14 protein-coding genes are annotated in these 15,312 nt (G+C 40.6%); 9 read left to right on the top strand and 5 right to left on the bottom strand.

The genetic code is table 11. The features are described from left to right. Positions 1-27: 27 nt before the first annotated feature. Positions 28-624, top strand: a complete 597-nt coding sequence (gene hisIE, locus Q0590_RS09170; RefSeq protein WP_302037222.1) for a bifunctional phosphoribosyl-AMP cyclohydrolase/phosphoribosyl-ATP diphosphatase HisIE — start codon at positions 28-30, stop codon at positions 622-624. A 44-nt stretch (positions 625-668) separates the two neighbouring features. Here the strand turns inward: hisIE and Q0590_RS09165 are convergent, their stop codons facing one another. The 3 genes from Q0590_RS09165 to msrB all read right to left on the bottom strand — a co-directional run bounded on the left by Q0590_RS09165 (position 669) and on the right by msrB (position 3,219). Further along, positions 669-1,739, bottom strand: a complete 1,071-nt coding sequence (locus Q0590_RS09165; RefSeq protein WP_302037221.1) for a M20 family metallo-hydrolase — start codon at positions 1,737-1,739, stop codon at positions 669-671. 7 nt (positions 1,740-1,746) lie between these two features. After that, positions 1,747-2,535: an acetylglutamate kinase gene (argB, locus tag Q0590_RS09160; protein ID WP_302037498.1), complete on the bottom strand. Its 789-nt coding sequence runs from the start codon at positions 2,533-2,535 to the stop codon at positions 1,747-1,749. Between the two features lie 171 nt (positions 2,536-2,706). Then, positions 2,707-3,219: a peptide-methionine (R)-S-oxide reductase MsrB gene (msrB, locus tag Q0590_RS09155; protein WP_302037220.1), complete on the bottom strand. Its 513-nt coding sequence runs from the start codon at positions 3,217-3,219 to the stop codon at positions 2,707-2,709. A 185-nt stretch (positions 3,220-3,404) separates the two neighbouring features. Here msrB and trhO point away from each other — a divergent pair, with 185 nt between their 5' ends. The 4 genes from trhO (at position 3,405) to mtaB (ending at position 7,923) form a co-directional block, all read left to right on the top strand. Continuing rightward, complete coding sequence (gene trhO / locus Q0590_RS09150) at positions 3,405-4,349, top strand: oxygen-dependent tRNA uridine(34) hydroxylase TrhO (RefSeq protein ID WP_302037219.1); 945 nt, start codon at positions 3,405-3,407, stop codon at positions 4,347-4,349. A gap of 120 nt (positions 4,350-4,469) precedes the next feature. Next, on the top strand, positions 4,470-5,357 hold the full coding sequence (locus tag Q0590_RS09145; protein ID WP_302037218.1) for a nucleoside phosphorylase: 888 nt from the start codon (positions 4,470-4,472) through the stop codon (positions 5,355-5,357). A gap of 63 nt (positions 5,358-5,420) precedes the next feature. Continuing rightward, positions 5,421-6,443 carry an alcohol dehydrogenase catalytic domain-containing protein gene (locus Q0590_RS09140; protein ID WP_302037217.1) on the top strand — a complete coding sequence of 341 codons (1,023 nt, stop codon included), beginning with the start codon at positions 5,421-5,423 and terminating at the stop codon, positions 6,441-6,443. Positions 6,444-6,603: 160 nt separating this feature from the next. Beyond that, positions 6,604-7,923 carry a tRNA (N(6)-L-threonylcarbamoyladenosine(37)-C(2))-methylthiotransferase MtaB gene (mtaB, locus tag Q0590_RS09135; RefSeq protein ID WP_302037216.1) on the top strand — a complete coding sequence of 440 codons (1,320 nt, stop codon included), beginning with the start codon at positions 6,604-6,606 and terminating at the stop codon, positions 7,921-7,923. A gap of 33 nt (positions 7,924-7,956) precedes the next feature. Here the strand turns inward: mtaB and Q0590_RS09130 are convergent, their stop codons facing one another. Continuing rightward, positions 7,957-8,739 carry a T9SS type A sorting domain-containing protein gene (locus tag Q0590_RS09130; protein ID WP_302037215.1) on the bottom strand — a complete coding sequence of 261 codons (783 nt, stop codon included), beginning with the start codon at positions 8,737-8,739 and terminating at the stop codon, positions 7,957-7,959. A gap of 135 nt (positions 8,740-8,874) precedes the next feature. Further along, a complete protein-coding gene (locus tag Q0590_RS09125; RefSeq protein ID WP_302037214.1) occupies positions 8,875-10,110 on the bottom strand; it encodes an ABC transporter permease in 1,236 nt (411 codons plus the stop codon). A gap of 378 nt (positions 10,111-10,488) precedes the next feature. Between Q0590_RS09125 and Q0590_RS09120 the strand changes: the two genes are divergently transcribed. The 4 genes from Q0590_RS09120 (at position 10,489) to Q0590_RS09105 (ending at position 14,962) form a co-directional block, all read left to right on the top strand. Further along, positions 10,489-11,754: an asparagine synthetase B gene (locus Q0590_RS09120; protein ID WP_302037213.1), complete on the top strand. Its 1,266-nt coding sequence runs from the start codon at positions 10,489-10,491 to the stop codon at positions 11,752-11,754. A gap of 262 nt (positions 11,755-12,016) precedes the next feature. Further along, positions 12,017-12,748, top strand: coding sequence for an EcsC family protein (locus Q0590_RS09115; RefSeq protein WP_302037212.1), 732 nt, complete (start codon positions 12,017-12,019; stop codon positions 12,746-12,748). A 68-nt stretch (positions 12,749-12,816) separates the two neighbouring features. Continuing rightward, positions 12,817-13,992, top strand: a complete 1,176-nt coding sequence (locus Q0590_RS09110; RefSeq protein WP_302037211.1) for a pyridoxal phosphate-dependent aminotransferase — start codon at positions 12,817-12,819, stop codon at positions 13,990-13,992. A 100-nt stretch (positions 13,993-14,092) separates the two neighbouring features. Further along, complete coding sequence (locus tag Q0590_RS09105; protein WP_302037210.1) at positions 14,093-14,962, top strand: prephenate dehydrogenase; 870 nt, start codon at positions 14,093-14,095, stop codon at positions 14,960-14,962. Positions 14,963-15,312 lie beyond the last annotated feature (350 nt).

The raw sequence follows: 15,312 nt of genomic DNA, 5'->3' as shown, positions 1-15,312 counted from the left end.
TAAGCAAGCTAAAACGTAAACACAAGTATGAACATTGATTTTGCAAAGAATGGAGGATTGGTACCTGCCGTAATACAAGACGCCGTAACGGAAAAGGTGTTGATGTTGGGATACATGAATGAGGAATCTTTATTGAAAACACAAGCGGAAGGAATCGTTACTTTTTACAGCCGATCAAAACAACGTTTATGGACAAAAGGTGAAACTTCTGGTAATTTTCTGAAAGTACAGCAAGTACTCCTGGATTGTGACGAAGATACATTATTAATTAAAGTAAATCCTGTAGGGCCTGTGTGTCATACTGGCGCTGACACGTGTTTTGATGAGAAGAATTCTGGCAAAGCGGCTTTTCTCAACTACCTCAAGCACGTAATCCGCAGCCGGCGCGAACAACCGGCTGAGAGCTCTTACACTGCCTCACTTTTCAAAAAAGGAATAAATAAAGTTGCCCAGAAAGTAGGAGAGGAGGCTGTAGAATTAGTGATTGAAGCCAAAGATAATAACTCAGAACTCTTTAAGGGAGAAGCCGCTGATCTGCTATTTCATTTTTTAGTCCTTCTGGAACAAAAGCAAATTGATCTGGACGAAGTAATTGATGTACTACAACAAAGGCATAGAAAATAAAAGAATAAAGATTTTACGAATCTAAAGCAGTAGTCTTCTTTGAATCACTCACGTTTGTAAATAATTGTACTTAGTATATCAATATACATGGCTATGCCTTTGTGTATTTCATCCAGATAAATAAACTCATTGGCAGTATGGGAACGGGCAGAATCTCCCGGGCCCATTTTTAACGAAGGCACACTCAGTAGAGCCTGATCTGAAGTGGTAGGCGACCCGTAGGTTGTGAGGCCAAAAGTTTTACCTGCCTGTACAATGGGATGCTCCGGAGATATACTGGAAGGTTTTAACCGTACAGATCTTGGGTTTACTTCAGATTGTAAATTCTGTTTTAACACATCAAGCACCTGCTCATTGGAATATTTTTCAGTGGTGCGGACATCAATAGTGAAAGTACATTGGTCTGGTACTACGTTGTGTTGCGTGCCTGCATGAATAATGGTTACCGACATTTTAATGGGCCCGAGGAATGGCGAAACTTCGGGAAAACGGTAACTGCTAATCCATTGTATATCCTGCATGGCTTTTAGTATGGCATTTTCGCCTTCTTCTCTGGCGGCATGCCCCGACTTTCCGTGTGCCGTACAATCAACTACCATCAAGCCTTTTTCAGCAATGGCCATATTCATTTGTGTGGGTTCGCCTACTATAGCAAAATTAATAGGCGGCAGCAGGGGTAATATCAGTTCAAGGCCGTCCCTGCCGGATATTTCTTCTTCAGCCGTTGCAGCCATTAACAAGTTATATGTTAGGTTTTCTTTGTCATAATAGTGACGGAAAGTAGCTATCAGAGAAACCAGACATCCACCTGCATCGTTGCTGCCTAAGCCAAATAGTTTGCCTTCAGCTACTAGGGGTTCAAAAGGGTTGAGTGTCCAGGAAGGGTTGGGCTTTACGGTGTCATGGTGCGAATTTAACAGGATGGTGGGCAGAGCAGGGTTAAAATGTTTATTTACTGCCCATATATTATTTTTTACCCGCTGGGTTGGTATTTCTATATGTTGAAAAAAGGCCTCCAGAATAGCAGCCGTCTGTTGTTCTTCTTTACTGAAGGAAGGAGTGGCAATGAGCTGTTTGAGCAGGTCTATGGCATCCGTTATAAGTATGGTATTCATTTGTAAATCAGAGGGATAAGGTAGTGCCAGATACAGTGGAGGTAGAAACGACTGTTTGCAGTTCGTCAGCATGGCAGATAATTATTCGCTGAACCCCTTTTCTGAGGGCAGTATAGGCATTGTCCAGTTTGGGAATCATGCCTTTAGAAATAATGCCCTGCTGTTTTAACTGTTCGTACATAGGCAAAGTAAGGGCAGGAATAACAGAATTATCGTTATCCGGATCGGAAAGTACCCCTTTTTTTTCAAAGCAATAGATCAGATGAACGTTATACCTGGAGGCCAGTGACCAGGCAATGGTAGCCGCCATGGTATCTGCATTGGTATTAAGCATACTACCAGTAGTATCATAGGTAAGTGGGGCAAAAACAGGCGTAAGTTGTTGCTCCAGCAAGGAGGAAATCTGTTGAGCATTAACGGCTACAATATCGCCTGCAAATCCATAATCAATGGTGGCTACTTCTCTTTTTTGGGCCAGTACACTATTGCCATCGGCTCCGGTTAATCCAATGGCATTGCATCCCTTCGCCTGCAGACCCGCTACTAGTTGTTTGTTAACCAAGCCACCATATACCATGGTTACAACTTCGAGCATCGACTGGTCTGTAATTCTGCGCCCGTCCACCATCTGCGCTTTCAGGCCCAGGCGTTCGGCAATTTGGGTAGCTATTTTGCCTCCGCCATGGATTAATAGTTTGTAGCCCGGAACCTGTGAAAATTTAAGAAGAAAACGAGTGGTAGCTTCTTTATCGTCGATAATATTTCCTCCTATTTTAATAATAGATACATGCTGCATAGGTGTGTATTCCAAAGTTTTTGTAATACTACAGATGTGTGAGGAAAATAAAAAAGTAAATGAACTATTTTTGGCTGTTGTAAGCAGCGGTTAATCCATACTTTCCAGTTCCGGCAATTTCTGGTCCCAGAGAATGTAGTAGATTAATTCCTGCTAACCGGAATAGGTCGATTACTTTTTGCTTACTTGATCTTCTTGAAACTGAAGAGCAGCTGAATTGATGCAATACCGTAATCCGGTGGGTTCCGGACCATCTTCAAACACATGGCCAAGGTGTCCATCACATTTGCTGCACTGCACTTCCACACGTTCCATTCCATAGCTTTTATCTACAAGCTCCGTTACATTTTTCTTAGTGACTGGCTGATAAAAACTTGGCCATCCGGTGCCTGAATCGAATTTGGTTTTAGAGGAAAATAACGGATTGCCACAACCGGCGCATACATAAGTTCCTTTTCCTTTAAAATCATGGTATTTTCCTGTAAAAGCTCTTTCTGTGCCATGTTTTCGGAGCACCTGGTAGGCATTAGCCGTCAGTTGTGCTTTCCACTCTTTATCTGACTTTCGCACTTTGTTTGTGGTATCAGCTGGTAAAAGAACTTCCTTATCCTTCCCCTGTGCATAGGAGTGCTGGTAGGTAATAAACAAGGAGAAAAACAGTGCAAGAAATAGGTTCATTTTCATGGGTATGCGATTTTAAATAAAACAGTTAAATTCCTTCATTTGTTCAACAGTAAAACCTACGGCAACAGAGGAATTATGGATTTACGGCATACATATTTGTGAATTTACTTAGTATCTTTGCCAATTCAATTAACCCATATTCTAAAGATAACACTTAGTTTGAAGCTAAGCATTCGTTTATCCCTATGAAAAATTACCGTATTTTACTGTATTACTGTTATACACACATTCAAGACCCGGAGCAGTTCCGGGAGGAACACCACCGCTATTGCCTGGAAAATGGTATTCTAGGACGTATCATTGTAGCTCAGGAAGGATTGAACGGCACTGTATCTGGCTTGAAGGAGGATTGTGAAAAATATATGCACGACCTGAAAGCTGATCCTAGATTTTCTAATACCGACTTTAAAATAGAAGCCTACGAAAAACATGCGTTTCAAAAACTGCATGTACGCGTAAAACCAGAGATTGTCCATTCTGGCCTGCAGCATATAAATCCTATCAAGAAAACAGGCGTTCATCTAGAACCAGAGGAATTTAAAAAGCTGAAAAATCAGCAAGACGTGGTGTTGCTGGATGTACGTTCGAACTATGAGCATAACGTAGGGAAGTTTAAAAATGCCTTAACACTAGATATTGAAAACTTCCGGGATTTTCCAGAAAAAATTCAGGAACTGGAACATCTGAAAGATAAAAAGATCATTACCTATTGTACTGGAGGAATAAAGTGCGAAAAAGCTAGTGCCTATCTGCTCGAGCAAGGGTTTGAGAATGTATATCAACTGCATGGAGGCATCATAAAATATGGGTTAGAAGCGGGTGGCGAAGATTTTGAAGGCAAATGCTATGTATTTGATAACCGGATTGTAGTTGACATAAATAAAGTAAACCCGGTAACCGTTTCGCGTTGCTTTATCTGCGATACCGAGTGCGACCGCATGGTAAACTGTGCTAATCCTATATGCAATAACCATGTGCCCATATGCGAAAAATGTGGATGGGAAATGGAGGGTGCCTGCACACCTGCCTGTAAAGAACATCCGGAAAAGCGTCCCTATGATGGCACCGGGTATTATCAGAAACAAATGAATGGTTATAATCCGTATAAAGGATTAATCCGCAAGGTATAATTACATCTGCTTACATTCAGGCAAGCTGTAGGATGAGCTTAAGAAGTCTTGATTCTTACAGGTTGCCTGTATTTATTTATCCACAAGGCTTTATCCGATTTATACGTTCAATCCAATTTCATGAAATTATTTTCCGGTACTTCTAAAGATATTTATTCCATTCCAGAATCAGAGCTCATCCTCAATAAAGATGGCAGTATCTATCATCTGAACCTGTTGCCGGAGCATATAGCAGATACAATTATTACTGTTGGCGATCCGGGCCGTGTCCATAAGATCAGTCAGTATTTTGATACGATTGATTTTGAGATGAATAAGCGGGAATTTATTACCCACACTGGTACGTACAATAAAAAGCGGCTAACTGTTATTTCTTCTGGTATGGGTACCGATAATGTGGAAATTCTACTGACTGAATTAGATGCCTTGGCGAATATCGATTTAAAAAAGAGGCAGATCAAAGAAAAACACACCCGGCTGAATATCATACGCATCGGTACCTCAGGCAGCTTGCACGCCGACATTCCAGTCGATAGTTTATTGGCTTCTCAGGCTGCCATTGGTCTTGATACACTCATGTGTTTTTATCAACTGCCACAATCGGATCTGGAAAATGATATTACCAGGCAATTGCAAGAAAAGTTAAATCTGCCGTTTCAACCCTATTGTGTGAGTGGTTCGGAAGCCTTAAGAGAACGGCTCGCGCACGATATGATTGGGGGGAACACCGTTACCTGCCCCGGTTTTTATGCTCCACAAGGGCGCCGGCTGAGACTAGGTATGAGATTGCCTACCTTGATTAATGAACTGGCCTATTTCCATCCGCACGATTTCTGGATCACCAATTTTGAGATGGAAACAGCTGGCTATTATGCATTAGGCCGACTACTAGACCATCAGGTGCTTTCCCTTAATGCTATTGTAGCCAACCGGATTACCAACCAGTTTTCCAAAGATGCGGATAAAACCATTGATACGCTGGTTAAAAAAGTGTTGGAACGAATATAAGCCAGATGTGTTTTCCAACGTACAATTTGTTTGGTTTAACGGCTGTCAACTAACAAGTAAGCTATGGTAGAAAGAAAAGCATATGTGGTGCAAAAGACTGGTTCGCTGAACAATCTGCACCTAACAGATAGTACACTGGCTGAACCCAAGCCAGGAGAGGTCACCGTGGCTGTAAAAACAATTGGGCTTAATTATGCCGATATTTTTGCTGTGATGGGCTTATACAGTGCTACGCCAGAGGAGCCTTTTATTCCAGGTCTGGAATACGCCGGTGATATTTTAGCAGTAGGGGAAGGGGTTACTCAATGGAAGGTAGGTGACAAAGTAATGGGTGTTACCAGATTTGGTGCCTATACTACTCATTTACACATAGATGCCAGGTATGTGTTTGCCTTGCCTCAACAATGGAGCTACGCAGAAGGTGCAGCATTTCTTGTTCAGGTACTTACTGCCTATTATGCGTTGGTGCCGTTAGGAAATCTCCTAAAAGGACAAACGGTGCTCATTCAAAGCGCGGCTGGGGGAGTAGGCATTCAGGCAAATCGCATAGCCCAGCGCCTGGGAGCCTATACGGTTGGCGTAGTTGGAAATGAGGCTAAATACAAGTTATTGAAAAAAGAAGGCTATCAAGGGGCAGTTGTCAGAACCGAGAATTTTCGCAATGATGTAAGGCAAGCCTTACAAGGGAGAGAATTAAATCTGGTACTGGAGGCTGCAGGCGGAAAGTACTTTACCTGGAGTTACCAGTTACTGGCTCCGCAAGGACGTTTGGTTACTTATGGCTCTGCTGGGTTTTCTCCTAAATCTGATAAGCCGTTTTATCCTAAATTAATCTGGCAATACCTGATGCGGCCAAAAGTAGATCCATTAACCATGACCAGAGAAAATAAATCAGTGATGGGTTTTAATCTGATATGGATATATGATAAAACAGAGTTAATGCATCAGCTTATGAGAGAGATAGAGGCCCTGCAATTACCGGCTCCTTATATTGGCCATGAATTTAGCTTTAAGGAACTTCCGCAAGCTTTAACACTTTTCTTAACTGGCAATACCACAGGCAAATTAATTGTTCATACAGATTGATTGGCTGGGTAAAGCGTGCCTTCTTAAACTAAGGCAAAATGCCTACTTTTGGTCTTTAAACCAGAGAACTACACTAATGAGTGGACTATGTTTATTCAAAAAAACTTTCATTGATAGTATCGTAATGGCAGTTTTGCAACAAGATAAATTTTGATTTTGCATGAAAAAAGTTGCTTTTTATACATTAGGTTGTAAACTAAATTTTTCAGAAACCTCTACTATATCCCGCATGTTTGAACAGAAAGGATATCAAAAAGTGGAGTTTACAGAGAAACCAGATATTTTTATTATCAACACTTGCTCTGTGACTGAAAATGCCGATAAAAAGTGCAGGAAAATTGTTAAAGAAGCACTTAAAATATCACCAGATGCATTTATTACCATTATTGGATGCTATGCTCAGTTGAAGCCCAAAGAGATTGCCGAAATACCCGGAGTAGATGCAGTTTTGGGAGCAGCCGAGAAGTTCCGTTTACTTGATTTGCTGGATACCTTTGAGAAAAAACCGGCTCCTCAAGTGTTAGCTACTCCAATTAATCAGGCTATCCATTTTAACAACGCCTATTCGCTCAATGACCGGACCCGTACCTTTTTAAAAGTACAAGATGGCTGCAATTATTCCTGTGCCTTTTGTACTATTCCACTTGCCCGTGGCGAAAGCCGGAGCGACCTGATTGCCAACATTGTAAAGTCAGCGGAGGAAATTGCCCGGACAAATGTTAAGGAAGTTGTACTAACCGGTGTAAATATCGGCGATTTCGGGTTGCAGGAGGGTGTCCGCAAAGAACGTTTCATAGACTTGGTAAAAGCATTGGATAAAGTAGAGGGGATTAACCGATTCCGGATTTCCTCCATAGAACCAAACTTGCTGACACAAGAGATAATTGAATTTGTGGCAAGTTCAGCTAAGTTTGTTCCGCATTTTCATATCCCCTTACAATCTGGAAGTAACAAGGTGTTGAAGTTAATGCGCAGGCGGTATATGCGGGAATTATATGCTGAGCGGGTGGCTTCCATAAAAAAAATGATGCCCCATTGTTGTATTGGCGTTGATGTAATTGTAGGTTTTCCCGGAGAAACGGAGGAAGACTTTCTAGATACATATCGGTTTCTCAATGAACTGGATATTTCCTATCTGCATGTTTTTACGTACTCTGAACGGGACAATACAGCTGCGTTAAAGATGGAGGGCGTAGTCCCAATGCAAGAGCGCAGCAGACGCTCCAAAATGCTGCATAGTTTATCGGATAAAAAGCGCCGGTACTTTTATGAACAGCAAATAGGTAGTGTGCAAACGGTATTATTTGAAGAGGATATAGAAGACGGAAATATGCATGGGTTTACCCAAAATTATATACGCGTAGCTGCCAAATATGATCCTTTATTGATTAATGAGTTAAAAGAAGTGAAATTAACTCAACTAACAAGCCAAGGGCTGATGGAAGTAGAAGAAGCAGCGCCTGAAGTAGTAACCCATTAAAACGAAGAAACCCGCTTCGGCGGGTTTCTTTTTTTATTTCTTGAAGAACTTCTCAGTCTTTTGATTGATATCCAGGTAATATACGCCGGTTTTAAGTTCGGCTAATGGTATTTCTGTTCCTTTACCCTCTTTTATAACTTCTCCTTTTGCACTTAAAACTTTATACTGTGCTTCGCGTGACAAAGTGATTTTATTGATTACACTCTTGGGATAAAAGGTGATAGGTTCCTGGCCTAAGCTGAAATCAATAGCTTTACTATAATAAATCTGATGATTGTCCTGATTTTGTGCTTTTACTCTGTATTTGTTGGTTTTAAACCGGTGATTGATAGCAAGGTTATATACGCCCCCTCCATTTTCGCCTTTGGCATTTACTGATTTTACCACCAGCCAGTTATTATTAACAAATTGTTCGAGGTAGTAGACAAATTCTTTTTTTTCACCAGAAGTTGACCAGTTTACTTCAGAATCAGCAACATTAAAGGCAACAAACTGGAAAGTGCTGCTCGGACGCAATACATAGGAATTTAATACTTTTGGCATGCACTCGTCTTTGTAAACAATCTTTATCGTAACGGGATCATTCATTGAAAGATAAGACAGGTCTATTTCAAAAGCACTGCTCTTGATGTTTTCCATTTTCTTTACATCATTCACAAATACCTCATCTGTACAAAAGTTCTTTTTATCGGAAGAAAAAGGATTCTGCACGTAAATATTTTTACCCTGGTACACTCCTGAAATCACAATTTCACCTGCAAAAACTGAAAAATGCAAAAGAGTAAGAGCTACAATAAAAAGCTGTTTTAACTTCATATAACAACACTTGTTATAATAAATGTATGGATCATCTGAAAAAAGTCAAAGATAGTGCCATACAAAGTTGGTAATATTTATAGTAAATACCGAAAATTTGTAACCTACTTACTGCGGTATGTACCTAATATTACGTTATTCAAAGCGCAGAGATTCGATGGGATCTAATTTGGATGCTTTATAAGCAGGATAGTAACCGGAAATCAATCCAACGGCTACACAAATAATTAAACCTACCATAATCCAGAGCCAGGGTATAATGAATCCGCCAGAACTGATCAGCATAGAAATTCCATTACCTATGGCAATGCCCAGTATAACTCCCACCACTCCGCCTAACTGGCAAATAACGATGGCTTCTATGAGAAATTGTTGCCGGATGCGTTGCGGAGTTGCGCCAAGGGCTTTTCGAATGCCTATTTCCCTGGTCCGTTCGGTTACAGAAACCATCATAATGTTCATCAGGCCAATAGCAGCTCCCAAAAGCGTGATAAAGCCAATTACAAAACCTCCTATTTTAAGGTATCCGGTAATATCATCCAGCCTGGAGGCTAGCGACTCACTTTTTGTAATTTCAAATGAATCTGGTCTACCCAGCTGATCATGGCGGATAGAACGCATTAGCACTGTAGCTTCACCCATAGCCATGTCAAAATCTTCTGGATTGGTAACGCCCACTTTTAAATCGTAGCTGAGTTCTGCATTGGTAGGTATCCGGCTAGCCGTACTGACTGGAATTAAGATCATACGGTCGGCACCACCGCCACCCATGATAGAACCTATTTTATTCAATACACCAATTACTTTATATTTATTTCCCAGAACATTTACATACTTGTTTATAGGATCAGTTTTTTCGTAAAGAGTGGATTTAATTTCCTGCCCGATAATAGCCACATTCGCTGCATTTTCTACTTCAATATTGGAAAAGCCCCGGCCACTTTCCAGTTCATAGCCATTGATTGTCAGGTAGTTTTCAGTGCCGCCTACTACCCGCACGTTCGGATTGGTTTTCTGTGATTGAAATTTAGCTTCTGCATTTCCGGTAACCCCTACTTCCATATTTATTTCAGAAGAATAGGCAAATAATTTCGAAAAGTCTCTCGCTTCTTTATAGCGGATGGGAGGATATATTTTTTCATTGCTCCCTTCATTTCTCCGCCGCCAGGGCTTTGTTCCCTCAATATCAAAGGAATTAGCCCCCAGCTGAGAGAAATTACTTTCTACCGATGCCCGGATACTTTCGATAGCTGTAAGAATGCCAACTAGAGAAGTAATACCAATGGCGATAATTAAGGCAGTTAGTACCGTACGAAGAATATTCGACTGGATGGAACGGAGCCCCTCTTTTAGGTTTTCAACAAAATTCATAAGTAAGCAATTTGCATGTATGATTTCATACGAGTTTACATATTTTTTATGTAAATTGAATTAAAAATAATTTGTAAGGAAATTATATAGATTGAATGGTAAACCCAGCGCCTAATTTCTACTTTTAGTGAGGTGGCGTGTTTCTTTCATTTACCCACAATATAATGAATCAGCCAGAGTTTTAGAGAGTACTAGGCCAGAGGTAAAACCGAAGCATAGAATCTCTGTTGCTGCTGGTAATACCTTCTAATTCTTTGTATTCTCCGTAACAGGAGTGCTGTATATAAGAACAGGTAAGGTAGTAAAAATGAATGTATTTCCCAATCTAAACCTGGCGTTTGCCGTATAGGTTTAAAACCATAAAACAATTTACTGAATATGATGCGACGCGTGATTATGGTAGCCTTGCTACTGGCTTTTCTGGGTAACCAAGCCAAAGCTTCCTCTATCCTGTTGCCAATGGATGAGACCCAAACCAATCATTTAAAGGCTTATGGAATTGCTTATTGGATTTTACAGCACGAGGTAGAGGTGAGCTGGTTGCTGAATTACAAGGGGGGCAGTTTTATGTTCAAGTATGGACAAGATTTTGAAAAAGAGCTGGTGGTACGTGGAGTCAGTTACCAGGTGGTGTCTGATGCGCAGGCTGCTCAAATTGTAGATGAAATTTCGCAGCCAGATGTAAATATGGATATTATGAAATTAGATAAACCTCCCAAGGTTGCCGTGTATTCACCTAAATCTAAACAACCCTGGGATGATGCCGTAACGCTGGTGCTAACCTATGCAGAGATTCCGTATGAAGTAGTATTCGATAATGAAGTAATGGATGGTAAACTTCCGCAATACGACTGGTTACACTTGCACCACGAAGATTTTACCGGGCAATACGGAAAGTTTTACCGGTATTACCGGAATTACCCCTGGTATCAGGAAATGGTACGGGAGTTTGAAACTACTGCCAAAAAATACGGATATGCCAAAGTATCTCAATTAAAGTTAGCCGTAGTAAAAAAGATAAAAGACTTTTGTGCAGGAGGCGGCTTTTTGTTTGCTATGTGTTCGGCAGCCGATACCTATGATATTGCTTTAGCAGCCGATGGAGTAGATATCGCCGAATCTATGTACGATGGCGACCCGGCAGATCCAATGGCTCCCAAAAAGATGACATATAGCAATACCTTTGCCTTCAAAGATTTTACCATTAGTATGGACCCCTATGACCCGGAGTATTCAAATATTGATAATCAGCCTTATGAAAGAGGGTTAAGTGAGAGCAATGATTATTTTACCTTATTCCAGTTTTCTGCCAAGTGGGACCCCATACCAACGATGCTCACTCAAAATCATCAGACAGTAATAAAAGGATTTCTGGGCCAGACTACCGGATTTAAAAGAGGCCTGGTTAAACCAGATGTACTTACCTTAGGAGAAACACGTTCAGCCAATGAACTTAAATATATCCATGGCACCTTTGCTAAAGGAACCTGGACCTTTTATGGCGGCCACGACCCGGAAGATTATCAGCATACTGTAGGCGAAGAGCCAACTGATTTGTCGTTGCATCCCAACTCAGCAGGTTACCGCCTAATATTGAATAATATATTGTTCCCGGCTGCCAAGAAGAAAAAGCAAAAAACCTAACAACTAGTCGAATAAATAAAGGATACCTAAAAGACCGGTTAGAGTTTATCTCTAACCGGTTTTTTAATTTAACACCACCTATGTAGGATGAAAATTAAACAAAATCTGTCAACTGCTGAATGCATAGGTAACCAGTAAATTTCTCCAGGATTGCTGCGTATTACCGTAACCAAATTACTTTGCCAAATAATTACTTGTAAAGCTTAACAAAACTTTATATTTGCACTCCGGAAAAGATCATACTTTAGAGTAGCGATGCATTATGGAGGCATATGAAGAAAAAGCAAGGCAGGAGTTGAGGAACTGGCAAATTAAAATGGCCAGGAAACCAACTTTTTCCAATCGCATGGCAAAAAACATCCAGTATAAAATCAATGATTTAATTCCGGAAAAAGTGCACGCAGTTATTACGGCTGCCATTAAAAATATGGTTAAAGCTGTACTGACCGGGTCAGAATTTATCTCTGATGTGCCCCTGGCTGTAGGGAACCTGGAGCAAAGAGAAGATATGGTAAGGCAACGGATTAAAACCTACAAACAGGTTGCGGCCGCCAGTGGATTTGGTATTGGTGCCGGAGGTTTCTTGCTTTCTCTGGCAGATTTACCAGTATTATTGAGCATTAAAATGAAATTACTTTTTGACATTGCCGGCTTATATGGCTATGATGTGGCCGATTATCAGGAACGATTGTATATTTTATGTATTTTTCAAGTAGCATTTTCCAGTCCCGAACAGCGTATACAAAATTACCAGTATCTGGTAAACTGGGAATTGCACAAGCAGCAACTGCCTGCTCACATAAACGATTTTGACTGGCGGACCTTTCAGCAGGAATACCGTGACTACATAGATCTAGCAAAGCTACTGCAATTAGTACCAGGTATTGGGGCCGTAGTGGGAGCCTATGCCAATCATCAGTTAGTTGATAAATTGGGAGAAACAGGCATGAATGCTTACCGGATGCGGCTTTTTTATTCAAAAATTGATAAATAACTAATTTGGATCAAGCGGACTATAAGGTATTTATAACAGATTAATTTAAGAAATAAAACTACATACGAATGATTATTCAAACAGCCAAAAGGCTAGGACAGGTGCAGGAATATTATTTTTCTGTGAAGCTTCAGGAAGTACGCAAATTACAGGAATCCGGTAAAGATGTGATAAACCTGGGAGTTGGCAGTCCTGATCTTTTTCCTTCTGATGAAACGGTACAAGCACTTATTCATTCTGCTTCTCAAAAAGGAAATCATGGGTATCAACCCTACAAGGGTATTGCGCCATTCCGTAAAGCTATTTCTTCCTGGTATTCCCAAACGTATGGAGTTACTTTAAATCCGGATACGGAAGTACTACCCCTGATAGGGTCTAAAGAAGGTATTACACATATATCTCTGGCTTTTCTGGATGAAGGCGATGAAGTATTAATTCCAGAACTTGGCTATCCAACCTATAAATCAGTCAGTGATATGGTTGGGGCAAAAGCAATTCCATATCCGTTGGTGGAAGCAAACAATTATGAGCCAGACTGGGATTTTCTCGAGAAAGGGGACTGGCGTAAGGTGAAACTTATGTGGGTAAATTATCCGCATATGCCGACTGGTGCGCCTGCCAACCAACAACTTTTTGAAAAACTGGTTGCCTTCGGAAAGTCTAAAAAAGTACTGATCTGCCACGACAATCCGTATAGCCTGGTACTCAACGAGGAAAAGCCCTTAAGTTTATTGTCGGTAGAAGGAAGCAAAGAAGTATGTCTGGAAATGAACTCCATGAGTAAATCCTTCAACATGGCTGGGTGGCGTATAGGATGGGTTAGTGGAGCCAGGGAGTATCTGGATGCCATCATTAAAATTAAAACCAATATAGATTCTGGCATGTTTCTTCCGATTCAGGAGGCTGCCATTGCTGCCCTGCAAAACTCAGCGCAGTGGCATGCTGAACGGAATGCTATTTACCGGAACAGAAAACAACTAGTCTATCAGATCCTGAATTTATTGAATTGCACCTACCGCACAGATCAGCAAGGTATGTTTGTATGGGCTAAAGTGCCCTCTCAGATACAGTCAGTAGAAAAGTTTGTAGATTATCTGCTTAATGAACACTATGTGTTTATCACCCCAGGGTTCATTTTCGGTGAAAAAGGAAATAGATTTATCAGGCTTTCTTTATGTACCACCGAAGAAAGGCTACAGCAAGTTATTGACCGGTTAAAGAACATACACATACCATCCTTGTAAATCTTAAAAAAGGTATGCGAGCTTACCTGAATGACAATCATTTGGTTGCCGTATCCTTCATGTAAATGAGCAACATCACTAATTAACTTAGATTAAAATAATGAAGATAACTGTTGTCGGGGTTGGATTGCTGGGTGGATCACTGGCCTTACTTGCCAAAGAAAAAGGAATAGCCAGTAAAATTATTGGGGTAGATATAAACCCGCTTCATGCTGAGAGAGCACTGGCCTTAGGTATTGCCGACGAAATGCTACCCTTAGAACAGGCCGTGAAAAACACGGATCTGGTGGTGCTGGCAACTTCAGTAAACATACTTGTAAAACAACTACCGCAAGTGCTCGACCTGATTGGTGATCATACCATCGTAATGGATCTGGGTTCAACAAAAGAACTTATCTGCCAAGTTGCCGATAGTCATCCAAAAAGAAATCAATATGTTGCTTCACACCCGATTGCTGGTACTGAGAATTCCGGACCCGATGCAGCTTTCCCCGGTTTGCTGAAAAAAAAGATTATGATTATTTGCGATAAAGAAAAAAGCAGCAAACATGCTCTGGAAACCGTAGTTTCCTTAAGCAAACAGTTTGAAATGCGCTTGAGTTTTATGCATGCTGCTGAACACGACCGGCATTTGGCCTATGTATCTCACTTAAGTCATATCAGCTCTTTTGCCTTAGGAATTACAGTATTGGATAAAGAGAAAGACGAAAAAAGTATTTTTGAGATGGCAGGCAGTGGTTTTTCTTCTACTGTGCGTCTCGCCAAAAGTTCTCCGGAAATGTGGGCCCCAATTTTTACACAGAACAAAGAAAATATCTCTACCGCATTAGGCGCATACATCCGGCGCCTTCAAGCCTTTAAAGACATTATTGATTCTAACGATGAAACGAGGTCTAAAGAACTCATGCATCATGCCAATGAGATAAGACGCGTTTTACTAGGTATCGAAAATCCATCACAAAGCAGCTAGTTAGAGATAGTATAAGGGTACATACCACCTGTTATAAATAAGTTATAGCGCAAGAAAAGCACACTTTGGCAAAAAATTAGCCAAGCTGCACATTTGAAACAACAAGCAATTGGTTGTAAAGTAGCATATAAGTTTCGCTTTTTAGAAGAATAAATTAGTAAACCTCAAATTCTATGTTAAATAAATATAGAATTTGAGGTTTACTTTTTGCATTTTTTTTCATTAAGACCATATTCTCTCTTAAGTAAAAATCTTTGTTTAAGCCATCTATATGCTTTACAGTCAACAAGGGTTTAGTTGGAAAAATTAGTTAAGTGAAAAGGATTACAGAATATGCAGTAAGAAAGGGA

Origin of the sequence: Rhodocytophaga aerolata, from assembly GCF_030503435.1 — a bacterium.
Taxonomy (GTDB): domain Bacteria; phylum Bacteroidota; class Bacteroidia; order Cytophagales; family 172606-1; genus Rhodocytophaga; species Rhodocytophaga aerolata.
Note: the sequence above shows the minus strand (reverse complement) of the source record. Positions and strands in the feature narration are given on the sequence as shown.